Annotated in this window: 19 protein-coding genes; 9 read left to right on the top strand and 10 right to left on the bottom strand. The window is 64.2% G+C overall.

What is annotated here, in order from left to right; all coding sequences use genetic code 11:
* Window positions 1-11: 11 nt before the first annotated feature.
* The 3 genes from EV686_RS00660 to EV686_RS00650 form a co-directional block, all read right to left on the bottom strand.
* A complete protein-coding gene (locus EV686_RS00660; RefSeq protein WP_132472445.1) occupies window positions 12-356 on the bottom strand; it encodes a DUF1840 domain-containing protein in 345 nt (114 codons plus the stop codon).
* 177 nt (window positions 357-533) lie between these two features.
* Complete coding sequence (locus tag EV686_RS00655) at window positions 534-1,517, bottom strand: Bug family tripartite tricarboxylate transporter substrate binding protein (RefSeq protein WP_132472443.1); 984 nt, start codon at window positions 1,515-1,517, stop codon at window positions 534-536.
* Between the two features lie 65 nt (window positions 1,518-1,582).
* Window positions 1,583-2,191, bottom strand: coding sequence for an RraA family protein (locus EV686_RS00650; RefSeq protein WP_132472441.1), 609 nt, complete (start codon window positions 2,189-2,191; stop codon window positions 1,583-1,585).
* Window positions 2,192-2,330: 139 nt separating this feature from the next.
* Here EV686_RS00650 and EV686_RS00645 point away from each other — a divergent pair, with 139 nt between their 5' ends.
* The gene (locus EV686_RS00645) at window positions 2,331-3,236 is read left to right on the top strand and encodes a LysR family transcriptional regulator (RefSeq protein ID WP_165972454.1); all 906 of its coding nucleotides are present in this window, start codon (window positions 2,331-2,333) and stop codon (window positions 3,234-3,236) included.
* Between the two features lie 90 nt (window positions 3,237-3,326).
* Window positions 3,327-7,046, top strand: a complete 3,720-nt coding sequence (locus tag EV686_RS00640; protein WP_132472437.1) for a DUF6531 domain-containing protein — start codon at window positions 3,327-3,329, stop codon at window positions 7,044-7,046.
* Here the strand turns inward: EV686_RS00640 and EV686_RS00635 are convergent.
* Window positions 7,043-7,453: a hemerythrin domain-containing protein gene (locus EV686_RS00635; protein WP_132472435.1), complete on the bottom strand. Its 411-nt coding sequence runs from the start codon at window positions 7,451-7,453 to the stop codon at window positions 7,043-7,045. The genes EV686_RS00640 and EV686_RS00635 overlap by 4 nt on opposite strands.
* A 193-nt stretch (window positions 7,454-7,646) precedes the next feature.
* Here EV686_RS00635 and argS point away from each other — a divergent pair, with 193 nt between their 5' ends.
* From argS to EV686_RS00620, 3 genes are all read left to right on the top strand, one after another.
* Window positions 7,647-9,332 (top strand): arginine--tRNA ligase, encoded by a 1,686-nt coding sequence (gene argS / locus EV686_RS00630; RefSeq protein WP_132472433.1) that lies wholly within the window; start codon window positions 7,647-7,649, stop codon window positions 9,330-9,332.
* 6 nt (window positions 9,333-9,338) lie between these two features.
* Window positions 9,339-9,974: an SPOR domain-containing protein gene (locus EV686_RS00625; protein ID WP_132472431.1), complete on the top strand. Its 636-nt coding sequence runs from the start codon at window positions 9,339-9,341 to the stop codon at window positions 9,972-9,974.
* Window positions 9,975-10,043: 69 nt separating this feature from the next.
* Window positions 10,044-10,673, top strand: coding sequence for a thiol:disulfide interchange protein DsbA/DsbL (locus EV686_RS00620; RefSeq protein WP_132472429.1), 630 nt, complete (start codon window positions 10,044-10,046; stop codon window positions 10,671-10,673).
* 243 nt (window positions 10,674-10,916) lie between these two features.
* Here the strand turns inward: EV686_RS00620 and EV686_RS00615 are convergent, their stop codons facing one another.
* The 3 genes from EV686_RS00615 to metC all read right to left on the bottom strand — a co-directional run bounded on the left by EV686_RS00615 (window position 10,917) and on the right by metC (window position 13,224).
* Window positions 10,917-11,501: an HdeD family acid-resistance protein gene (locus EV686_RS00615; protein WP_132472427.1), complete on the bottom strand. Its 585-nt coding sequence runs from the start codon at window positions 11,499-11,501 to the stop codon at window positions 10,917-10,919.
* The gene (locus EV686_RS00610; RefSeq protein ID WP_132472425.1) at window positions 11,498-11,917 is read right to left on the bottom strand and encodes a DUF6491 family protein; all 420 of its coding nucleotides are present in this window, start codon (window positions 11,915-11,917) and stop codon (window positions 11,498-11,500) included. Before EV686_RS00610 ends, EV686_RS00615 begins: the two co-directional genes overlap by 4 nt.
* A gap of 104 nt (window positions 11,918-12,021) precedes the next feature.
* Complete coding sequence (metC, locus tag EV686_RS00605) at window positions 12,022-13,224, bottom strand: cystathionine beta-lyase (RefSeq protein WP_132472423.1); 1,203 nt, start codon at window positions 13,222-13,224, stop codon at window positions 12,022-12,024.
* A 61-nt stretch (window positions 13,225-13,285) separates the two neighbouring features.
* Between metC and EV686_RS00600 the strand changes: the two genes are divergently transcribed.
* Window positions 13,286-13,912, top strand: a complete 627-nt coding sequence (locus EV686_RS00600; protein WP_132472421.1) for a LysE family translocator — start codon at window positions 13,286-13,288, stop codon at window positions 13,910-13,912.
* Between the two features lie 8 nt (window positions 13,913-13,920).
* Here EV686_RS00600 and EV686_RS00595 read toward each other — a convergent pair whose 3' ends face one another.
* The gene (locus EV686_RS00595) at window positions 13,921-14,988 is read right to left on the bottom strand and encodes an MBL fold metallo-hydrolase (protein WP_132473594.1); all 1,068 of its coding nucleotides are present in this window, start codon (window positions 14,986-14,988) and stop codon (window positions 13,921-13,923) included.
* A gap of 251 nt (window positions 14,989-15,239) precedes the next feature.
* Between EV686_RS00595 and EV686_RS00590 the strand changes: the two genes are divergently transcribed.
* Complete coding sequence (locus tag EV686_RS00590; RefSeq protein ID WP_132472419.1) at window positions 15,240-16,421, top strand: acetyl-CoA C-acyltransferase; 1,182 nt, start codon at window positions 15,240-15,242, stop codon at window positions 16,419-16,421.
* A 349-nt stretch (window positions 16,422-16,770) separates the two neighbouring features.
* On the opposite strand, the gene EV686_RS00585 is transcribed toward EV686_RS00590, so the two are convergent.
* Window positions 16,771-17,946, bottom strand: a complete 1,176-nt coding sequence (locus EV686_RS00585) for an MFS transporter (protein WP_165972453.1) — start codon at window positions 17,944-17,946, stop codon at window positions 16,771-16,773.
* Window positions 17,947-18,113: 167 nt separating this feature from the next.
* On the opposite strand from EV686_RS00585, the gene EV686_RS00580 reads away from it, so the two are divergent.
* Both EV686_RS00580 and gluQRS read left to right on the top strand, forming a co-directional pair.
* Window positions 18,114-18,575, top strand: a complete 462-nt coding sequence (locus EV686_RS00580; RefSeq protein ID WP_132472415.1) for a Smg family protein — start codon at window positions 18,114-18,116, stop codon at window positions 18,573-18,575.
* A gap of 32 nt (window positions 18,576-18,607) precedes the next feature.
* A complete protein-coding gene (gluQRS, locus tag EV686_RS00575; protein ID WP_132472413.1) occupies window positions 18,608-19,507 on the top strand; it encodes a tRNA glutamyl-Q(34) synthetase GluQRS in 900 nt (299 codons plus the stop codon).
* A gap of 15 nt (window positions 19,508-19,522) precedes the next feature.
* Here the strand turns inward: gluQRS and EV686_RS00570 are convergent, their stop codons facing one another.
* Entirely contained in the window at window positions 19,523-22,186 is a 2,664-nt protein-coding gene (locus EV686_RS00570; protein WP_165972452.1) for a GDYXXLXY domain-containing protein, read from the bottom strand.
* Window positions 22,187-22,222 lie beyond the last annotated feature (36 nt).

Here is a 22,222-nt window from a genome sequence, read left to right as displayed (position 1 = left end):
CATGGGCGCGATCACCAGTTCGAGGCGGGTTCCCACATGACGCTCTTTCCCTGGGCCAGCGCCAGGCGCATCATGTCCAGCAGAGGATAGGCGCGCTGGTGGAAGTTGACCGCCTGGTCCATGGCCGCAGGCTTGTGATCGGCGTCATGCTCATCGCCGAAAGGCGTAACAGGCTCTCCTTCAGCGATGGCCCGCTCGATGCCGGCAATGGCTGCGGGCAACTGCTCGGCGGAAAACGCGCCGCGCTCCGGCACGCCGTCGGAGTAATCCCTGCCCGTGGCCTGCAAGACGGGCAACGCATGCGAAGACAGCATCATGACATCCTGTGCTGGTTCGGAATGAAAAACTAGCAGCATTGCGTATCTCCCGAGATGGACATTTCCATACATTAATGCAACTACGGAATGCTGCCAAGCTGCTTTGCGCGCGAAACCGGCTGCAAGCGCCAAATCGTCGCACCCGGATGCCCGAAGACCCGTCTTATCTCTGACAAGACGGGTCCGTTTCATGAGCAGCCTATCGCAAGAACCAGGCTATTCGAGCTTGGCTCCGGACATCTCCACCAACGACTTGAACCGCTTGATTTCCGACAGCACGAACGCATCCAGTTGCGCGGGAGTGAACGGCTCCCCGATCTGCACGCCCATCTTTTCCAGCTGTTCTACGATGGCGGGCTCCTTCAGGATCTTCAGGATCTCCTGGTTCAGTCGCTCTACCACTGGCGCAGGCGTCGCGGCATGCGCCGCCACGCCATACCAGGCAGCGGCATACATGTCCTTCAGTCCGATCTCATCAAACGTCGGCACTTCGGGCAGTACACTCAGGCGCGTCTTCGAGGCCACGGCCAAAGCGCGCAATGCACCCGCCCTGACCTGGGCCAAAGACCCCGTATCCAGCATCAGATCCAGATTGGCGCCCAACAGATCGGCTACCGCCGGACCGCTGCCTTTGTATGGGATATGCGTGATGTCGATTCCTGCGCTCTGTATCAGCTGGGCGGCAGCCAGGTGCTGGGACGAGCCTACGCCCGCCGATCCGTAGTTCAGCTTTCCAGGATTCGCCTTCGCATAGTCCAGCAACTGGGATGCCGTTTCAAACCGGGACTTGGCAGGAACCTCCAGCACATTGGGGATGGAGCCGACCAGCGCGACATGCGCAAAATCCTTTTCCGCGTCATAGCCTGTCTGGGCATAGAGGTGCGGATTGATTGCGTTGGTCGAACTGGTCGTCATCAACAGCGTATAGCCGTCCGGCTTTTCCCTGACAAACGATGCCGTGCCGATATTGCCGCCCGCACCTCCCTTGTTCTCGACCACCACGGTCTGGCCCAACTCCTCTCCCAGGCGCTTTCCGATAATGCGGGCGATCACATCCGTTGCTCCCCCTGGAGCCCACGGCACGACCAGTTTGATCGGCTTCTCCGGATATGCAGCGTCTTGCGCCTGCGCAGGCGACAGGCCGACAAGCGCGGCAACTGCCAGGAACGGAACAATTCGTGTTTTGACTTTGAATGACATGTCGTCTCCTATGCTTCATTCATCACGGCGTGGCGCCGATCTTTTTTCGCCTGGGCTGATAAGTTTTACTTGATGATGGCATCCAGCCATGTGTCGTCGTAGGCGCCCGCGGCAATATCCGCCAATATGCGCTGCTCTTTTGCATGCAGGCTGCGCGCTTGCCGGGCGACCTGCCCGGCCTGGTCCGCCGGGATGAAGACCAGGCCATCGGCATCACCCAGGACGATGTCGCCGGGCGACACCAGGTTGCCATCGATACTCACCGTGCCGTTGATGCTTCCAGGCCCATTTTTGTATGGACCGCGTGGCGTGACATTCCTCCCATAGCAGGGAAACCCTTCACGGATGAACGCATCCACATCGCGGACTGCGCCATCCACGACAAATCCGAGCACGCCCCGAGCACGCGCTGCGCTCAACAATATCTCTCCGACCAGCGCGCGCTCCGTATTGCCGGCGCCATCGACCACCATCACGTCGCCGGGTTTAGCCTGGCGCAGCGCGGCATGGATGTACAGGTTGTCTCCCGGCGCGACCTGCACAGTCAAGGCGCGACCGAGCAGGGGCTGCGCTCCATGCATCGGCCTCAACCCATGCGTCCCGCGCAACCGGTCGAGGCTATCGGACACCAACGACGCGGAAAGCCCCGCAAACCACTCATGAAATTCCGCCATGCGATCCCACCATTCTCTATGCTTTCAATGCTCCGGCAGCAAGACTCAAGCAACCGGAGAGCCTCGCATTGTGGGCTTTCGAAACATTCCTGTATATTGAATAAACAGCCACTTAATGTTTTCCAAACAGGAAAGTCTCATGCCAAGCCACAGGCAAATGGAAGCCTTCTACTGGACAGCCACGCTCGGTACGCTGAATGCCTGTTCCGAAAAGCTCTGCACAACACAATCCGCAGTGATCAAACGCATACGCCAGTTGGAGCAGACATTGGACGTACGGCTGTTCACGCGCACGGGCAGACACAATGTGCTGACGGATGACGGGCATGCCGTGCTGCGCATGGTCGAACCTCTGTTGCAGCAGCACGATGCGCTGCTGCAAAGGTTCCGCGCCCCCAGGGCGCCTGCGCAGAGACTGGCCATCGGCGTCACTGAAATCACCGCCATCACCTGGCTGTCCCTGATGATCGAACAGTTGAAGGCCTGCTATCCGGGCATTCAACTGAAAATCGTCATCGGCATGCGTGCGGAGCTGCAGCAAATGCTGCTGAACAATACGATTCAACTCAGCATCCAGCAGCGTCCGCCTGCGCACCCGCTGCTGCATTGCGTCGATCTGAGAGAGTTGCGGCTGATGTGGGTAGGCGGCCCGGAGATGAACAATACGCGCAGCCATTGCCTGCGCGATCTCGCCGAGATGCCGATCATCCGCCAGAACCATGAGTCCGCATTGAGCCAGGTGTATGACGACTGGCTGCATCCCCATAAGGCGGATACTGCCGTCTTTACCATCAACAGCCTCATTGCCACGGCCAGCCTGGTTTCGGCGGGACAAGGCATCAGTTGCCTGCCTGAGGAGTATTTTGCTCCCATGGTTGCCAGCGGCCGGCTGGTGCGCCTGCTGACACGCAAGCAACAGCCGCGCCTGATGTACTCCGCCCTGTTCCGCAAGCATGACGAGCACACGGCGTTCTACCGAGAGGTCGCCCATATTGCGCGCGCCGTCTGCAGCTTCGCTCCTACCCAGTGGGTGTCCGCTGCGTAGTTTCCGTAGCGGATATTTTCAGCCCGACAAGCTGCTGGAAACCGTATTCGCCATGCATGATGGAACGACAGCCGGACTCATCGTTCCATCATGCGCCACCATCCCATTCTCACCCGTCCGCCGCTGGCGTTTTTCGCTGCGGCCCTGCTATCGGCGAACGCCTTTGCCCAGATGTGCACGCCCAATCAGCCGCTGCCTCCATGCGCGCAAGGCGGTGCGGCATCGCAGGCCGGCGACGGCCCCGTGCTGCCCATGGGCATCGGCAATCCCGTGCATATTGCCACCGGCAACAAACACCAGAAGGAAACCGATCTGCCCGAGCCGATGCTGGCTCCAGGCCTTGAGCTGGTGCGCTACTACAACGCGCTGGATCCTTCATCCGGCTCCGGCCTCGGCACAGGCTGGCGCATGGGATACGACACCAGGCTGCAGCGCAGGCAGGACGGCATCCATATCCACCAGGCGGACGGAAGCCATCGCCGGCTTCCCCACCCCTCTCCGGTTGAGCCGGCAAAGGATGGCATGACGGAAACCGTCGATGGCTGGCAATGGCGCTGGCCATCCGGTCGACGGCTGCGCTTCGACAAGGGCGGTCGCCTGATCGGCATCGTGCTGGAGTCCGGCGCAAGCATTCAGTTGGCGCGCCATGACAGCGGTCCGCTTGAGGGGCTATTGGCGGAAGTGCGGCAGGCCGGGCTTTTGCTGCGGTTCCATTACACAATGCACGGACAGGCCGCCCTTCTGCACGCCGTGGATACACCGCGCGGACGCTTCCGGTACGTATTCGAGCACTTGCCTGCCGATCCCGCGCAGGGACTGGCGGCGCTGTCGCGCCTGTCGCTCGTCCATCTGCCCGATGGCTCCCGTCGCCGTTATCTGTACGAAGCCAGGCATCAGTCCGGAAACCGCAGTCTCGTCACCGGCATCGTGCAGGAATCGCCCAATGGATCCGCGCGGCGGCTGAACGCCTGGGACTACGACAAATATGGCCGCGCCACAGGCGTCGCCACGGGAGAACGCAGCGCAGCAGACGGCTACAGCCGCATACGCTATCTCCGGGCGGCAACGGAGACAGCGCCGGGCCTGACCGAAGTCCGTTCCGCCCAAGGCATCACGCAGCTGCGCTTCCTCCAGCGCCGGGGGCAATACCTGATATCTTCCGTGCACGGCGACGGCTGCGGCGGCTGTCCGCCTCCCGGCACGTCCGCCGCCTACGATGCACAAGGACGGTTGCAGGCCGTCAATGAAGCACAGCTGCTACGCAATGCCGATGGCGGCATCGTCGCCATCTCGCCCGCAAGCGCCGGCTGGCCCGGACTGATGCTGCACTATCACCCATCCTCCGGGGATTCCGCCGGCTGGCAGTCCGCGCTGACCGGCCGGGAAACGCTGCGCCACCTCTCGGATACCCGAAGCCTGGTCCGCCGATTCGCCAATGGCGATACCGCCACACTGCGCTACGACGCGGCAGGCCTGCCGGTATCTCTCATTCAAACCGGCAAAGGACGGTCGCAGCAAACAATGCTGGGCTGGAACAACCACCGGCAACCGATCTTCATCGCACACCCTGCCGAAAACGAATTCCGGCAATACGACGGCCACGGCCGGATGATCCTGCGCCGAACCGAACGGCCCTTGCCCGACGACGCAATCTGGCGCATGGAAGAACGCTTCCATTACGATGCGCAGCACCGCCTGCTCCGGCACGAACTGCCGGAAGGCGGCATACTGCATTACCGCTGGGGAAACGGCGGGCGCCTGCTGGGCCTGATCTGGGAAAACCGCCGCGGAGAACGGCAAACCGTCATCGCCTCGGATGCGGGGCGGCCCGGTTATCGATATGGCAACGGCCTCCGGCTCCAGGTCAGCCTGAGCGGCGGACACCGCCGGACACTGCAAGTCTTTCGGGACACGCCGCCGACATCGAAGCCGCTATGGCGGCTGACGCAAACCCTGAATCCGGACGGCAGCGTACTCCGGCAGCATCAGCGGATAGCGCAATACGCGGCATCGCCCCGCCAGCCACGGAGGCCAAGCAACCGCTGGCATTACCTGCACGACGCGCAACGACGCCTGATCATGGCGAAAAATCCGCGCGCGGCCACAATGCACTGGTATGCCTGGGACGACAGCGGCGCCCTGGCATCCTCCCTGAAGCTACGGGAAAATGCTCCGCCCGAGCGCACGCTGCCTGCCATCCCGCGCGATCCGTCCGGCCTGCCCTTGAGCCTGGACGGCTACGAGCTTTCCTATGGGCCATCCCGCAGACTGGAGCATATCAGCCGTGATGGCGTACGCGTTGCCAACCATACGCATAATGCCTTCGGCCATCGGATCCGCCTTCTCTCCGCCGCCCGTGATACGCACTTTCTCTACACCGGCAACCGCCTGACCGCCGAGGCGGCATCGCACGGGACGGACGGCGCTCCCCGCGTCAGGCGCAGGTATCTTTATGCGGGACACGTCCCGGTCGGCCTCATCGATTACGCCGCCGATAGCCTTTCAACCTCCGCCGGCGAAAGCCAGGATGCGCTGTACTCCATCCATGCCGACCTGACCGGCACCCCGCACCTGGTCACCGATGCCCGGCAGCAAGTCCGCTGGCATGCCGCCTATTCGCCGCTGGGACAGCTGCAGGCGCAGAGCGGCGACCTGGATTTCCCGCTGCGCCAGCCCGGCCACTACGCTGATGCGGACACCGGCTGGCACGACAACCTCCTGCGCACCTACCATCCTGGCCTGGGCCAATACCTGGAGCCCGACCCCATCGGCCCCGTGCCCGGCAGCCAGGCGCTGGGCTATGCCGCCCAGCAGCCACAGCGCTTCGTCGATCCCATGGGGCTGCTGCTGTTCGCCTTCGACGGAACGCGCCACAATCACCGTACCGGCAGCAATATCTGGCTGCTGAGCCAAGCCTACCAGGGCGGCGCGGCCTACTATCACAGCGGTCCCGGCAATCCCTACTATCCGGACCTGGATGCGGCCATCGGCCACAGCGCGCCGCAAATCATCGAAACCCAATGGCAGCATCTCCTCAATGCCTTGCACGCCAGTCCTTCGTCACCCGCTCCCACGCCGATCGACATCATCGGCTTCTCTCGTGGGGCCGCGCTGGCCCTGCACTTCGGCAACCTGATCTCCAGCCACACGGACCAGAGGCTGTTCAGCTACGAAGATCCTCTACGCGGCGCCATCCGCGCCTGCGTCGATCTGCGCTTCATGGGGCTGCTGGATACCGTCACGCAGTTCGGGCCGGGCGGCGCGCACAACGACCGCTACTCCCTTGCGGTCGCCGACGCCTGGCGGTGGGTCGCCCACGCCGTGGCGCTGAACGAGCACCGCAGCCTGTTCCCGCTGACCAGCCTGGAAAACAGCGAGAACCTCGGTATCGTGCAGCAACCCTTCATCGGGGCCCATGCCGACCTCGGCGGCGGCAACACGCTGGACGAACCGGAAGCCCGGCAGGGCGACCTGTCCGACCTGGCATTGCGCTGGCTATGGTCGCAGGCGCGTGCAATGTCCGTGCCATTCGCGGAACTGGCAACCGCGCTGCGCCAGGTCACGGAACCGCTGCTGAACGATAACCGCTCCACGCTGCAACGCCAGGCGGATACGGACAGGCGCGTCGACCAGGAAGACGGCAGGACGGCCTATGCCAGGCAGGACCTGGCCCCCCTGTTCGGCCGGCTGCCACGTACAGCCGTGGAAGCATTCATCGAGCGCGCCGCCAACTGGCGCAACAACGCGTCGTCTGTGGTCGGCCTGGTGGACATGGCGCTGTACGAGGCCTGGCTGCGCCTGTCCTCCTAGGCCGCCTCGATCGCAGGATAGAACTCGGTGTTTTCTCGGCACATGCGCAAATACAGTGTCTTCAGCACGGCATTGGCTTCCTTGCGAAACGCTTCGGCATGCGCCTGCAGGGCAGCCACGTTGCTCCAGCGGCGCGAAAAGGCAATGTATTCGCTGGCGATCCCTTTCATGTCTTCCTGGTACGCGTGGCCCATCGCCGCCAGATGCGGATCGCCGCCTTTCTGCAAAGAGGGGTACAGGATGCGGTCCTCGACCGCCAGGTGCAGCTTGACCGTCGAGCTCAAGGCGCTGACAAGCCTGGCAATCTCATGGGCATGCTCCTGGACGCCCGCATGGGCATAGCGCCTCAGGCCGGCAATGCCATCCAGGATTTCCACATGCTGTTGCTTGAAGCGTTCGATATCCATATCACTTCCTTTTTCCTTTGCCGGCTTGCGCTTGGGCGTTTGGTCAATTAAAGATACATATTATGCATATCTTTACGAACTACAAGCCAAAAACCCTGTCTGATATGATTCAATTCTTTCGCACCCTGGCGCGCGCACGCGCCAGGCCTGCCTCCCGGCCATGCGCCGCGCCATCCCGTCTATTTCGATTCCTATGCTTCCTGGGCAACAGCAACAACTGATCTCCTTCCTGCGCAGCGCCGTCGCCAGCCTGGTCCCCGACGCAAACCCCGTCATCGCCCTGGAACGGCCCAAGGTCGCGGCCCATGGCGATATCGCCAGCAACGTCGCCATGCAGCTCGCCAAACCGGCTCGCCGCAACCCGCGCGAACTGGCGCAACAGATCGTCGACGCACTGCTGGCGCAGCCCGAAGCAGCCGCCCTGGTGGCCTCGGCCGAAATTGCCGGCCCGGGATTCATCAACCTGCGCCTGACGCCTGCGGCGCGCCAGGCCGTCCTGAAGGAAATCCAGGATGCCGGCGCCCAATACGGCATCAAGCCCCGCACCGGCGACAAGGTCATGGTCGAGTTCGTATCGGCCAACCCGACTGGCCCGCTGCACGTGGGCCACGCTCGCCAGGCCGCTCTTGGCGATGCCCTGTGCCGCCTGTTCTCCAGCCAGGGCTACGACGTCACGCGCGAGTTCTACTACAACGACGCGGGCAACCAGATCGACAACCTGGCCATCAGCGTGCAGGCGCGCGCGCGCGGCATCCCGCCGGATTCCGCAGACTTCCCCGCCGACGGCTACAAGGGCGACTACATCCTTGAAATCGCCAACGACTTCATCGCCAGGAAATCCGTGCAGGCCGCCGACGGCGAATCCGTGACGGCCTCAGGCAACATCGACAGCCTGGACGACATCCGCCGCTTCGCCGTGGCCTACCTGCGCAGGGAGCAGGACCTGGACCTGCAGGCGTTCGGCCTGAAGTTCGACAACTTCTACCTGGAAAGCTCGCTCTATACCAGCGGCCGCGTGGAAAAGACCGTGCAGGCCCTGATCGCCGCCGGACATACCTACGAGCAGGACGGCGCGCTATGGCTGCGCACGACCGAGCTCGGCACCGGCGACGACAAGGACCGCGTCATGCGCAAGTCCGAGGGCGGCTACACCTATTTCGTGCCGGACGTCGCCTACCACGTCTCCAAATGGGAGCGCGGTTTCCACAAGGCCATCAACATCCAGGGCAGCGACCACCACGGCACCGTCGCGCGTGTGCGCGCCGGCCTGCAGGGCCTGGATATCGGCATCCCCAAGGACTTCCCCTCCTACGTCCTGCACAAGATGGTCAAGGTGGTGCGCAATGGCGCGGAGGTCAAGATCTCCAAGCGCGCCGGCAGCTACGTCACGCTGCGCGACCTGATCGACTGGGTCGGGCGCGATGCGGTGCGCTATTTCCTCATCCAGCGCAAGGCCGACGCCGAATTCGTGTTCGACATCGACCTGGCGCTGTCCAAGAGCGAGGAAAATCCGGTTTACTATGTGCAGTATGCCCATGCGCGCATCTGCTCCATATTGGCCCAGTCCGCGGAGCTTGCCGGCCAGTTGGCCGGCGCGGACGTCACCCGCCTGTCGGCTCCGACGGAATTCGCCCTGATGCAGCGCCTGGCCGAATACCCCGACACCCTGTCGCAGGCCGCCCGCGAACTGGCGCCGCACCACCTGGCATTCTGGCTGCGCGACTGCGCCGCCGACTTCCATGCCTGGTACAACGCGGAACGCGTCCTGGTCGACGACGCCGATCTGAAACTGGCGCGGCTGCGCCTGGCGCAGGCTACCGCGCAAGTGCTGGCCGGCGGCCTGGCGCTGCTGGGAGTCAGCGCCCCCGAAAGGATGTAAAGCACCATGGCCCGAAACGCACGCAAATCCACCCGTTCGAAGTCCGGCGGCAGCACCCTGTTCGGGCTGCTGGCCGGCCTGATCATCGGGCTTGCGGCAGCCGTGGCCGTCGCCCTGTTCGTCACCAAGGCCCCCATGCCGTTCGCCGACAAAGCCAGCCGCGACCCTGCCAAGACGCTGCTGCCCGATGTGCGCGACGCGCCCGACCCCAACAATGCGCTGTACCGCTCCGGCAATCAGCCGCCGGACAGCCCGGTCGACACCCGCATCACGCCGCCTCCGGTACCGGATTCCGGCGTGGCATCCATGGCGGACGATATGGATCGCCTGATCGCCAGCCTGAGCAAGGAACAGCAGACGACCAAGCCTCCCGCACCGCCTCCGCCTCCCGCCGCACCGCCCGCCTCGGCCCAGACCACGTATTACCTGCAGGCTGGTGCGTTCCGCTCCGAAAACGATGCGGAGGCCATGAAGGCGCGCATCCTGATGCTGGGCATGGCCACCCAGGTGCAGAAGGCCCAGGTCAACGGCGGCACCATCTATCGCGTGCGTGTAGGCCCATTCAAAGGCATCGATGAGATGAACCGCTCCCGCGCGCAGCTGGGCGAGGAAAAGATCGAGTCCGCGGTCGTGCGCCCCTGATCCGTTTGAACCAAAACGGTTCCGCCCTGTCTATTGCATGCATTACGTCAACGTAGGAATCCTGTCACCATGCAGCTGAATCAATTGCTGTCCCGCGCTTTTTCCATTCTGGCGCTCTCGGCCGCCGGCCTGCTCGCCGCTTCCGCCTCCGCCCAGACGCAGAACTACATCGAGCTGACTCCCCCGCAGCCGTCCGACACCGCCGGCAAGGTCGAAGTCCTGGAATTCTTCGCCTATACCTGCCCGCACTGCAAGACCATGGAGCCCCTGGTGGCGAACTGGGCCAAGACGCTGCCCGACAACGTGGTCGTGCGCCCGGTTCCCGTGGCGTTCAACGCCAGCATGGCGGACCTGCAGCGCATGTACTACACGCTTGAATCCCTCGACCGTCTGGATCTGCACAACGCCTTCTTCCGCGCCATCCACGACGAACGCAAGCGCCTGTTCGACGCCAAGGCCATGGCCGCCTGGGCGGCGGAGCAAGGCATCGACAACCAGACCTTCGAAGGCGTTTTCAAATCCTTCGGCGTCAACACCAAAGTCTCCCGCGCCAACGAGCTGGCCAAGGCCTACAAGGTGGAAGGCACGCCCACGCTTGCCATCGGCGGGCGCTACGTCACTTCGCCATCCATGAACAGTTCGTACGAAGCCACGATCACGCAGGCGCAGGCGCTGCTGGACCGCGTGCTGAAGAACTGAGCGCCGGCAAGCCGACCGCGTCAAAAACAGAAAGGCCTGGGTTCCGGATGGAGCCCAGGCCTTTTTGACCACGCGCCAAGCGCAAGCCTCGGACTTCAGTCCGAGGTCAAGCGAGGCAGTGTTCATATGGCGCCGCAGGCGCCCCCGTATCGTGGCGGGGAAGCTCCCGGCTTCAGCCGGGAGTGACTCACATCGCGCCTTGCGCGGGTTTCCTGAAGCCTGAACCCGCATCCGGCCTGGGCCTCAGCCCTCCTTGCCGCGACGCAGCGCGAGGCCCAGCAGCGTCAGCGTGATTCCCTGGAACAGCAGGTCGAAGGACAGCAGCAGGCCGAGAATCCACAGGCTGTTTTCCGGCCAGCCGACAGCGATCAGGATACCGGCCAGCAGCGTAACGATCCCGGACAGCGCAAGCCATTGCCAGCCCCGCTGCGTGCGGTTGTTGAACCATATCCACAGGCGCAGCGCGCCGACGGCGATCAGCAGGGCGCCCAGCAACAGCGTCAGTATGGCGGCGCCCGTCAACGGATCGTACAGCGCCAGCAGGCCGGCCAGCGTATAGAACACGCCGCTGAGCATCCACATGAGAAAGCTGCGCCACTCGCGGACGCGCCAGGCGTGGATCAGCTGGGAAATCCCGCCGGCCAGCATGACGATGCCGATGAACAGCACGCTGACCAGCGTCATGACCAGCACATACAGCGCGCCGGCCAGTCCCAGCAGCGACAGCAGAATCCCTAGGCCGACGAACCAGCCCCAGCGGGCGCCCAGCGCGCGCAGGTTTTCCGCCAGCCCGGTCGTGGGTGTGGGAGGTGTGGGCAGTTGGTTCATGAGTGTTCTCCTTGCGGGTCAGTCTTGGAAATCGGCTCCAGCGCGTGGATGTCGCGTATGGAACAATTCACGGGCATGCCCGCGCTGCGGGCAAGTATGCGGTCGTGGCGGCTGAGCGCGCCTACGGTGCTGGTGTGGGCGATGGCATCGGCCGTCTGCAACCCCCAGCACGGCATATGGAAAGTAATGAGGTAGTCGTCGCCGATCGCGCTGGAGACCTGGATATGGGTTTCATCCAGATAAGTCCAGCTGGACAGGCGAAAGCCCCGTATGACGGATACGCTTTCCCCTTGCCTCAGCCCGCTGGACTGCAGGCGCTGCTCCAGCGTCAGGGGCGGCTCGCCGCTGCCCGGCCCGGCGCAGGCCGCAAGCAGGAACGCAAGCACGACGGTCGAATGGCATGTCGAAATACGCATGATGTGTCTCCTTTACAGGATACCTCCGGCATTTTCCGCATCGATTCACTCCTTGCAAATACATGGTCCGGCAAACCGCTTCTCTGCGCCGCGCACGCCGCGACTCAGGCTGCCGCATCCAGCGCGCGCGCAATATCCGCAATCACGTCCTGCGTCGATTCCAGACCAATGTGCAGGCGCACGACCGCATTGTCGCCCGCTTCGCAATAACCATGGCAGGCGATGGAAGACGGCTCCACCCATTGCACCAGGCTTTCATAGCCGCCCCAGGAAAAACCGATGCCGAACAGCTGCAGGGCATCCACGAAGCGGCGCGCCTGCTCCTGATCGAATTTCAGTTCGACCGACAGCATGCCGTTCGATCCCGTGCAGTCCCGCTGCCAGAGCGCATGCCCCGGGTCCTGCGGCCAGGCCGGATGATGGATGCGCGCCACCTCGGGGCGGCTCGCCAGGAAGCGGCAGACTTCCAGCGCGTTGGCCGCATGCTGTTTCAGGCGGATGGGCAGCGTGCGCACGCCGCGCAGCGCCAGCCAGGCGTCATCCGCGCTGACGGCGTAGCCCATGGCATAGTGCGTATCGTTGATGCGCCTGGCGATGGCGGGATCGCTCGCCATGACGGCACCCAGCATCAGATCGGAATGCCCGCCCACATACTTGGTGCCGGCCACGACGGACACGTCAGCCCCCAGCGCCAGCGGACGGTAGATGTAGCCGGCGCCCCAGGTATTGTCCACTACCAGCACCAGATTGTGCTCCCTGGCGAACCGGGAAAGCGCGGGAAGGTCCAGCATTTCGAACAGCAGCGAACCGGGCGATTCGACATAAAGCATGCGGGTGTTCGGCTTCAGCTGGGCGCGCAGCGCCTCCGGCTGGGCGCGGCAGTAGCTCAGCTCCACACCCATGCGGGAAAGCACGATCTTGTCCAGGTAGCGCACGGGGCCGTAGGCGCAATCGGCGACCAGTGCGTGATCTCCGGCGCTCAGCAGCGCCATCAGTGCCAGCGTGATGGCGGACAGTCCGGACGGCGCCAGGAAGCTGCGCTGTGCGCCCTCCAACTCGCAGAACACCTTCTCCAGGGCCGCATGGGTATCCAGGCCGACGCGCCCATAGGTGACGCCGCGCTCGCCTTGCGACTTCAACGCCTGAGCCTTGTCCAGCGCGGCCAGATCGCGGAAACGGACGGTGCTGGTGCGCACGGACGGCTGGGCGACGGGGCCCGCGCCTGTCCCGGGGTCGAGATCCGCCAGGCCGAGATGCTGCAGGCGGGTATCGAGCTGGGCGTCGGAAAGGGAAGAAGGATGGCTCATGAAAATCGCTGCTGAATGAAAAACAATATACTTCCGATGATACTGCAAGCCACCGACTTTCATGCTGACCACGGAAATCATCCTGTCGTTCTACGGCATCGCCACGCTGCTGGCCCTGGCTCCCGGCCCCGACAACCTATTCGTACTGATGCAGTCCGCGCTATGGGGCTGGCGTTCCGGCATGATCGTCATCCTGGGTCTTTGCACCGGAGTGCTGGGCCATACGCTGCTGGTCGCCGCCGGCCTGGCGGCCCTATTGGCGGCATCGCAGACGGCGTTTTTCGTGCTGAAGCTGATCGGAGCGGCCTATCTTCTATATCTCGCCTGGGGAGCGTTTCGCGCCACACCGCAACGCAGCGCCGGCCAGGAACCGCCCCGGCTCAGTACTGGGCAGCTGTACCGCCGCGGCGTCATCATGAGCCTGAGCAATCCTAAGCTGTCGCTGTTCTTCCTGGCATTCCTTCCCCAGTTCGCCTCGCCATCCCGCGGTCCGATCTGGCCACAGATCCTCAGCCTGGGGCTGCTGTTCATCCTGGCGTCGTTCCTGGTTTTCAGCTTGATCGCTTTCTTTGCGGGATCGATCGGCGAACGCCTGCAGCGCTCAGAACGCGCGCAGTGGCTGTTGAACAGGGCCGCGGGCACGGTCTTTTTGGGCCTGGCGCTGCGCCTGCTGACGGCGCAGCGCTGACTCCGCGCTCAGGCGGCCACGAACCGTATAGTGCCGTCTTCGCCTTCGGTGCGGCGCAGCTTTCCCTCGAAGTACAGCGAATGCAGGTGGGCGATCGCCTCGCCCATGGCGAACGTGAGCTGGTGGTAGTCCAGTTCGCGGTGGAACAGGATGGGCAGGATGTCGGCGGCCGTCCGGGGTTCGGCGCAGGCCTGCAGGACGGCCTCCAGCCTGTCGGCATGGTGCGCGTACTGTTGCGCGATGCGCTCATGCAGGCCGCGGAACGGGCGGCCGTGCGACGGCAGGACCAGCGTATCCTCGGGCAAGGGGTCGTAGCTGCGCAGCGAATCCAGGTACAGGCGCAGCGGGTTGGCCATGGGCTCGGAGGAAAACACGCTGACGTTGGTGGAAATGCGCGGCAGCACCATGTCTCCGGCAATCAGCAGTTGCAGGGCTTCGCTGTAGAGCGAGATATGCTCGGGCGCATGGCCGTAGCCGATGATGACTTGCCAGTCGCGGCCTCCGATTTCGACGGTATCGCCATGCACGAGGCGATGGAAGACGGACGGCATGCCTGGCACCATGGAGGAGTAGTAATCGGCCCGGCGCCGTATCTTCTCCAGGGCGTCTTTATTCGAAAGTCCGTGCCTGATGTAGTGCGCGGCGGCTTCCTCGCCCCCGGCGCCGCCTTCGGAGCCCTGCTCGGATTGCGACGACCACAGCCTGGCCACCACGTAATCCGTCATGCTCATCCACAGCGGCGCATTCCAACGCTCGCACATCCATTGCGCCAGGCCGACGTGGTCGGGATGCATGTGCGTCACCAGCACGCGCAGGACCGGCAAGCCGTCGAGCGCATTGGCGAACACTTGCTCCCAGATGCCCCGGACCTCCGGCTTGTCGATGCCGCAGTCGATCACGGTCCAGCCGTCCCGTCCGTCAATGCGGTCGCGCATCAGCCAGACGTTGACGTGGTCCAGCGCAAACGGCAGCGGCAGGCGCACCCAGCGGATGCCGTCGGCCACGTCCAGCGCCGTACCGGTGGAGGGCAGCGTATCCCCAAAGGGATAGCCGAGCTTCTTCTCATTGGGATTCATCAATTATTTCTCCTTCTCCGTGCGCAGCCGCACGGCGTGATACCTTACCTCAATAGAGCGCCTGACACCATTTTCATGCAGAAAACTGCCCCCGCCCTGCGCAGGCTGGCGTTGGTTTGCCGTTTCCGCTATCTGGCGTCCACAGGAAAAACCTATTCTCGTTTATCCTGATAATACGCTGCCCCATGGCACAAGCCGGCAATCCGGCGGCATAATGGCAGCAGAACCCATTCATCTGGAAGGAGCCTCCCATGTCTGATCCGATCGTCATTGTTTCCGTCGCACGCACGCCCATGGGCGGTATGATGGGCAGCCTGTCCGGCCTCGCCGCCCATGAGCTGGGCTCCATCGCCATCAAGGCCGCCGTCGAGCGCGCCGGCATCGACTCATCGACAGTGAACGAAGTCATCATGGGCAACGTTCTGCAGGCCGGCCAGGGCCAGGCGCCCGCGCGCCAGGCCGCGCTGGGAGCCGGTCTGCCGCTGGGCACCGCGTGCACCACGATCCACAAGGTCTGCGGATCGGGCATGAAGGCCGCCATGTTCGCCCACGATCTGCTGCTGGCGGGCAGCGCCGACGTCGTGGTGGCCGGCGGCCAGGAAAGCATGAGCAATGCGCCGTACCTGCTGCTGCGCGGCCGCCAGGGCTATCGCTACGGACACTCCACTGTGTATGACCACATGGCGCTGGACGGCCTTGAAGACGCCTACAAGCGCGGCACCCCTATGGGCGTGTTCGCGGAAGACTGCGCCGACAAGTATTCTTTCTCGCGCGAAGACCAGGATGCATTCTCGCTGGAGTCGCTGCGCAGGGCGCGCGCCGCCACCGAGGACGGCAGCTTCGCATGGGAGATCGCACCGGTCACGATCGCCGGCCGCAAGGGCGATACAGTGATCAGTACCGACGAGTCTCCGGCCAAGGCCATGCCCGAGAAAATCCCCAGCCTGAAGCCGGCCTTCAAGAAGGACGGCACGGTCACCGCAGCCAACGCGTCCTCGATTTCCGATGGCGCGGCTGCCCTGGTGCTGATGCGTGAATCCACGGCGAAGAAGCTGGGCGCCACGCCGCTGGCGCGCATTGTGGGCCATGCGCAGCATTCGCATGAGCCTCAGTGGTTCACCACGGCTCCCGTAGGCGCCATCCAGAAGCTGCTGGACAAGGCGGGCTGGTCCGCCGGCGACGTGGATCTGTACGAGATCAACGAAGCCTTTGCCGTGGTGACGATGGCCGCGATGAAGGACCTGAATCTGCCGCACGAGAAGGTGAACATCCATGGCGGCGCAACGGCGCTCGGCCACCCGATCGGGGCTTCGGGCGCGCGTCTGCTGGTCACGCTGGTGGGCGCGCTGCGCAAGACCGGCGGCAAGCGCGGCGTGGCTTCGCTTTGCATCGGCGGCGGCGAAGCCGTGGCCGTGGCGCTGGAAATGGCCTGAACTAAGCGCTGAGTTTCCAAGCCTGCGTTTCCAGGCTTTTAAAGCCCATCGATCTGTTGATCGATGGGCTTTTCGTCTTTGGGAGGCTGCCGGGTTCTTTTGACGCGAAGAAGGGGGTGTGTCTGCCTGGCGCGGCCTATCGGCTGCGGTTCGGCTCCCTCCGGAGCCGAACGTCCCCTGCCCTCGCTCGTCCGGCGCATGCGCGCCTCCCTTCGCTTCCGGGCGGGCGCGCCTCAACGGCCACGCCAGGCAGACACACCCCCTTCTTCACTGCGCCGATGCAAGCTTGGAAAACCGCATTGACAGGGTTCTATTTCCTGTGCTGCCCAAGGTCAACGTGAAGTGCTGCTCAGGCTCCAATGCGGCGATTCCGTCCGGACAGGATGCCCATGCCCATGGCGGCCAGCGCCAGGGCGGTGCATAGCGCCAGCGGGGCCTGCCAGCCGCCCGTGAAATCGTGCAATGCGCCTATCGCTATAGGTCCCGTTGCCGCCAGCAAGTAGCCCAGGCATTGCGACATGCCGGACAGCGTGGCGGCCTGGTGCGCATTTGACGTGCGCAGGGCGATGAAACTCAGGCCGAGGATGATGTTCGCTCCGGAGCCGAGCCCGAACAGAATGGACCATGCCAGGGCCAGTTGCGGCGCTAGCAGCAGGCCCAGCAGGGCCGTGGCGGAAAACAGGCTCACCACGGCGGCGGCCAGGCGCTGGTCACGCATGCGGCCGAGGATGGGGCCGATCACAAGCCCGGGCACCGCGCTCGCCAGCTGCAGTATGCCGTGCAGGGATCCGGCTCGCGCGGGAGTCATGCCAGCATCGACCAGAATGGCCGGCAGCCAGCCGATGACGATGTAGTAGATCGTTGAGTTGAGTCCGAAGAAGAGCGTGACCTGCCATGCCAGCACCGAATGCCAGACCTTGCCGCCATCCTGTTGCGGCGTCGCCGTGTCGGTACTTGCCTGCGAAGCGCGGTTGCCGAGCTGGGTCATCCATACGGCCAGCGCCGCCAGCGGCAACAGCAGGAATGTGCCCAGCGATACGCGCCATCCCCAGGCCTGCGCCAGCGGAATGACGACTGCCGAACCCACTGCGGCGGCCACGCCCATCGTCAGGGCATAGGCGCCGGTCAACGATGCGATTCTCTGCGGAAAGTCGCGCTTGACCAGGCTGGGCAGCAAGACATTGCCGCATGCGATTCCCATGCCGATGATCGCTGTGCCGAGATACAGGGTCCAGACCCCATCCGCCGAGCGCAGCGCGATTCCCAGCGCAATGGCGGCCAATGCATAGAACAATGTCCGTTCCAGACCAAAGGCGCGGGCAAACAGCGCGCCGAACGGCGATATCAGGGCGAACGCCAGCAACGGCAGAGTGGTCAGCGCTCCGGTCGCCAGGGTGTTCAGGCCGAAGTCTTCTGCTATCGGCCCGAGCAGCGGCGGCAACCCGGTGAAGGGCGCGCGCAACGCGGCTGCGATCAATAGAATACCGGCCACAAGGACTGCCTGGCCTGCAATTGCTCGTTTCATCGGGTGATTCATGACTGGCTTTGCTGGGGATTTCCCGAACTATACACTCCATTCCCGGCCTCTCGGGTCAAGTTGCCCAGCCACAAGAATCAGCGTACAGTCAACCCTGCAAGTCACGGCTTTATCCATTCGTTTCTTGCGATTTCACTGAAGGGCGCTGCTACAGCATGCTAGACATACTGGTTTATCTTTTCGAGAACTACTACACCCCGCAAGCTTGTCCCGATGCCGACGTATTGGCGCACAAGCTGGCCGCGGTAGGTTTCGAGGATGACGACATCAACGACGCGCTGGGCTGGCTTCACCGTCTGGCCCAGACCACCGAGCAATGCAGTCCTCTTTCCGCCCTCAGCACCAGCGACAGCCATCGCGTGTTCGCCGACCATGAGTATCAGATGCTGGGTTCGCAGGCCATCGGCTTCATCCAGTTCCTGGAATCCTCGGGCACATTGCCGCCCGCGCTGCGCGAAATCATGATCGAGCAGGCGCTGGCCACCGACGATAGCCCGGTATCGCTGCAGACCATCAAGGTCATCGCCCTGATGGTGCTCTGGAGCCAGCAGGCCGAAATCGATCATCTCGTGTTCGAAGAGCTGCTGACGGACGATCGCATCCGCATGTCGCATTAGGGCCCGCCAAGCCCGAACGGGATTCGCAGCATATGCCTGCCCTGCCTTACCGCGGCCGTTTCGCCCCCAGCCCCAGCGGCCCGCTGCATGCGGGCTCTCTCGTCGCAGCCATGGCGAGTTGGCTGGATGCGAGGGCGCACAAGGGCGCCTGGTTGCTGCGCATCGAGGATATCGATGCCCCCCGCGCCGTGCCCGGCGCCGACCGCATCATCATGCAGCAGTTGCAGGCGCTGCGCATGCACTGGGACGAGCCGCCCGTCTGGCAGCAGCAGCGGCTGGGCCGCTATCAGGAAGTCTTCGATCGTCTGCTTGCGCTGGGGCTGGTGTACGGTTGCGGCTGCACGCGGCAGGAGATCGCCATGGCCAGCCCGCCGCCGGCCGAGGGCTCGCATGAACGTCCCTACCCCGGCACCTGCCGCAATGGCATTCCCTCCGGCCGATCCGCCCGCGCCTGGCGACTGAGGGTGCCGGAAGGCGTGGAGCACTTCCAGGATCGCTGGATGGACGCCCAGCAGCAGGATGTGGCGCATGCCGTGGGTGATTTCACGCTGAAGCGGGCCGACGGCCTGTGGGCCTATCAACTGGTCGTGGTCGTGGACGACGCGGACCAGGGCATTACGGATATCGTGCGCGGCGCGGACCTGCTGGACTCGACGCCGAGGCAGCGCGTGCTGCAGCGCCTTCTCGGCGTGCCGATGCCCGATACGCTGCACGTGCCGCTGGCGCTGGACGAGCAGGGACGCAAGCTGTCCAAGCAGAACCACGCTCCCGCCCTGGATCTGGGCGATCCCGTACGCACGCTGAACGCGGCCTGGACTTTCCTGGGCTTTCCCGCCATTGCCGCACCGGATGTTCCCGGTTTCTGGGCCGAAGCCACGGCGCAATGGGCCCGGCGGTTCGTGCAGGCAGGCCGGCGGCGCGGGTGCGCGTGAGGACGCGCAAGCCCGCTACAGCGGCCGCCGCCTGACGTCCAGCAGACGCACCAGCAGGAAGCCGCCGCTATCCGACACGCGGAATTCGCCATATTTGGCCCGCTCGAAACGCACGGCATCGCCCTCGGTGAAGAAGAAGGCGTTCACGCCGACTTCCGGCCTGCCGTACTCTCCCATGCGGAAACGCATGGCCACTTCCGTCGGGGCATCGCCCAACGGCTCGGCCGCATCACGCGCGCCAGCCGTATCGTCCGTGGGCTCATCGGTAGATTCATCCCGGTTTGCATCGCCCTCCAGACGCATGTGCCCATCGCGCGAGGCGGAAATCGCCGCCACGCGATGCACGCCATCCGCATCCGGGCGCAACAGCATATAGCCGCCGGAACGGGAAATGCCCCCCGCTTCGGTCGACTCCTCGGCTTGACTCAGGATTTGCCGGACATCTGCGGTAGCCTGGAAATCCAGGGCCATGTAGTCACCCTGCATCAAGGAGCGCGGATCCACCGGAGCCAGTTCGAGAATCACCGTCCTGCCATCAGCCAGCAGCGCTTCCTTGCGGTAGATGTCCGTATTCACGACTGCCAGCACGGCGATCAGGCCGGCGGCCAGCCAGCCCAGCGTGCGCCTGGGCGGCAATGTCCTGCCGTCCTCGGAGGATTCGCGCAGCAGCCATCCGCCCGCCAGGAACCACAGCCCCATGGCGGCCAGCACGCCGGATTTGTCCAGCAGACTGATGTCCAGGTCGAAATAGAAGCGGCACAGGTAAACGAGCAAGCCTGCCGCGCCCAGGACGATCCAGGGGCGCCCCGCCTCGCGGCCCGCATGCCGCCAGGACACTCCTTGGGCAAAGGCTCCCAGCAACAGCCACACCAGCGCCAGCACGATGCCCGGCGCTCCCAGCCAGCCGAAGCCCGCCACGACCAGCACGACAATGGCTCCGATGCCTGTGCGCACCGGCAGGATATCCGGCTGGCGCTTCCAGAAGATACCCAGCAGCATGGCCGGCAGCAGAGCAAACATTATCCGCAGCAGTTGGGCATTGAAGGCTGCGGGCGAAGCCCATGGCTCCATCGCCATCCAGTGCGATGGAGCCAGCCATGCCATCGTCTGGGCCAGGATCGCCAGCGCCCATGCCATGGGCCTCAACGCCGTCCATTTCCCGCCACGCAGCGACAGGGACAGGCACAGTACCGCGCCCAATGCCAGCAGCCAGAGCCGCCAATATACCGCCGACAGGTAATAAGGAGTCGCCGTGACATCCTCTCTCATCCACGCAGAATCGAAGAACCAGTCTCCGAACGTTCCCCACGTCAGATTCAGGAGAAGGAAGGTAACCATGCCCGCGCAGAAGAATCGGAACAGCGCATGACGCCCGATCCCATAGGCGATCCCTCCAACAGCGGCGAGCGCCAGCAGCGCCCCTGTTCCGACGCCCGTCCACCGAGCGTCCAGCTCCAGCCATTGCCAGCACACCAGGACAAGCCCCACGCTGGCCAGCGCCGCCGCCGCCTCGCGCAGCATGGCCGACGCCAGGAAACGCATGCCCAGGCATCCGCCCGCCAGCAACAGGCCCCACACCCAGACATCCTCGATATCCAGCTGGAGCACCAGGAACATCAGCGCCAGCAGCAGCAACGTCAGCAGCCACATTACGCCAAGACGGAAATGGCTGATATACCAGGGATCCTCCGATTCCTCGTCTGCCGCGCCTGGCGCGGGGCCGCGCTGCGGCTCGCCGCCCGCCGCCCCGCCCGCATTGCGGTGCTCGCGATACAGGCGGCGCAGCCAATGCAGGATCAGTCCCGACAGCACAGCCACAGTCAGGATGAGCGGAACCAGCACCCACTCTGACTGTGCATGGACGATGAACTGCATAACTACCACGCCAAGGACGAACAGCCCGGCCTGACTCAGCATGGCCAGATCGAAGCGCCGCTCGTCCCGGTAGACCGCCGCCATGAGCGCGCAAACCAGCAGCCCTCCCAGCACCACGGCCCACGCCAGGCCATCGTTGCCGCTATCGAAATGCAGCAGCAACAGTGTCCAGAACAGCCAGCCCAGCATGGCCAGGGCCGCCAGGCGCGGCGCAATGCGCCAACGGTCCTCCAGCCTGTGCACATACCGTTCGGCCAGCAACAGCATCACGCCGTTGACCAGCGCCAGAAGCAGCGCCCGCTCCGCAGAGCCGAAGCCGCTCGACCACAAGGCGACCAGCATGCCATCATCGAATGCCAGAATCGCGGCGATATTCAGCAATCCGCCGGACAGCACAGCCAGGAACACCGTATGAAGCCCGAACAGCCAGGGCAATAACAGCACGGCCCAGAGGGCAAACAGTTGCCAGGCATCCGCCCCAGTCTGATATATTTGCCCCTGCAATGCCAGCATGGCTCCGACGCACACGCAGGCAAGGGCCAGCAACTGCGCGAATGCCGTCAGGTTGCGGTTGCCGGAAGCCGTCTTGCCGGCCGTCCATCCAGCAGCCAGGACAATCAGCGCCAGCAGCACCTGCGCCCCGGCCAGCTTCTGGAATTTGTCGGCATATGCCCAATTGGCAGCCACCCAGCAGACCATGGCGCTGGCCACCAGCGCAGCCCCCAGCAGCAAGGCGGACCTGCGCAGGAAATCCGGCCCCGAAACACCTGCAGGCAGGTTGCCGTTAATATGCTCGACTTGCATGGTGCGATTCTCCACCCGTATCATCCGCGCTATTGC

The organism is Paracandidimonas soli, assembly GCF_004342005.1.
In the GTDB taxonomy this organism is placed as follows: domain Bacteria; phylum Pseudomonadota; class Gammaproteobacteria; order Burkholderiales; family Burkholderiaceae_B; genus Paracandidimonas; species Paracandidimonas soli.
Note: the sequence above shows the minus strand (reverse complement) of the source record. Positions and strands in the feature narration are given on the sequence as shown.

Coding starts and splice junctions, on each gene's coding strand:
- EV686_RS00635 (WP_132472435.1), bottom strand. CDS start 7,453: ATGGATATCGAACGCTTCAAGCAACAGCATGTGGAAATCCTGGATGGC.
- EV686_RS00625 (WP_132472431.1), top strand. CDS start 9,339: ATGGCCCGAAACGCACGCAAATCCACCCGTTCGAAGTCCGGCGGCAGC.
- EV686_RS00640 (WP_132472437.1), top strand. CDS start 3,327: ATGCGCCACCATCCCATTCTCACCCGTCCGCCGCTGGCGTTTTTCGCT.
- EV686_RS00650 (WP_132472441.1), bottom strand. CDS start 2,191: ATGGCGGAATTTCATGAGTGGTTTGCGGGGCTTTCCGCGTCGTTGGTG.
- EV686_RS00655 (WP_132472443.1), bottom strand. CDS start 1,517: ATGTCATTCAAAGTCAAAACACGAATTGTTCCGTTCCTGGCAGTTGCC.
- EV686_RS00595 (WP_132473594.1), bottom strand. CDS start 14,988: ATGAATCCCAATGAGAAGAAGCTCGGCTATCCCTTTGGGGATACGCTG.
- gluQRS (WP_132472413.1), top strand. CDS start 18,608: ATGCCTGCCCTGCCTTACCGCGGCCGTTTCGCCCCCAGCCCCAGCGGC.
- metC (WP_132472423.1), bottom strand. CDS start 13,224: ATGAGCCATCCTTCTTCCCTTTCCGACGCCCAGCTCGATACCCGCCTG.
- EV686_RS00660 (WP_132472445.1), bottom strand. CDS start 356: ATGCTGCTAGTTTTTCATTCCGAACCAGCACAGGATGTCATGATGCTG.
- EV686_RS00590 (WP_132472419.1), top strand. CDS start 15,240: ATGTCTGATCCGATCGTCATTGTTTCCGTCGCACGCACGCCCATGGGC.
- EV686_RS00580 (WP_132472415.1), top strand. CDS start 18,114: ATGCTAGACATACTGGTTTATCTTTTCGAGAACTACTACACCCCGCAA.
- EV686_RS00610 (WP_132472425.1), bottom strand. CDS start 11,917: ATGCGTATTTCGACATGCCATTCGACCGTCGTGCTTGCGTTCCTGCTT.
- argS (WP_132472433.1), top strand. CDS start 7,647: ATGCTTCCTGGGCAACAGCAACAACTGATCTCCTTCCTGCGCAGCGCC.
- EV686_RS00600 (WP_132472421.1), top strand. CDS start 13,286: ATGCTGACCACGGAAATCATCCTGTCGTTCTACGGCATCGCCACGCTG.
- EV686_RS00645 (WP_165972454.1), top strand. CDS start 2,331: ATGCCAAGCCACAGGCAAATGGAAGCCTTCTACTGGACAGCCACGCTC.
- EV686_RS00615 (WP_132472427.1), bottom strand. CDS start 11,501: ATGAACCAACTGCCCACACCTCCCACACCCACGACCGGGCTGGCGGAA.
- EV686_RS00585 (WP_165972453.1), bottom strand. CDS start 17,946: ATGAAACGAGCAATTGCAGGCCAGGCAGTCCTTGTGGCCGGTATTCTA.
- EV686_RS00570 (WP_165972452.1), bottom strand. CDS start 22,186: ATGCAAGTCGAGCATATTAACGGCAACCTGCCTGCAGGTGTTTCGGGG.
- EV686_RS00620 (WP_132472429.1), top strand. CDS start 10,044: ATGCAGCTGAATCAATTGCTGTCCCGCGCTTTTTCCATTCTGGCGCTC.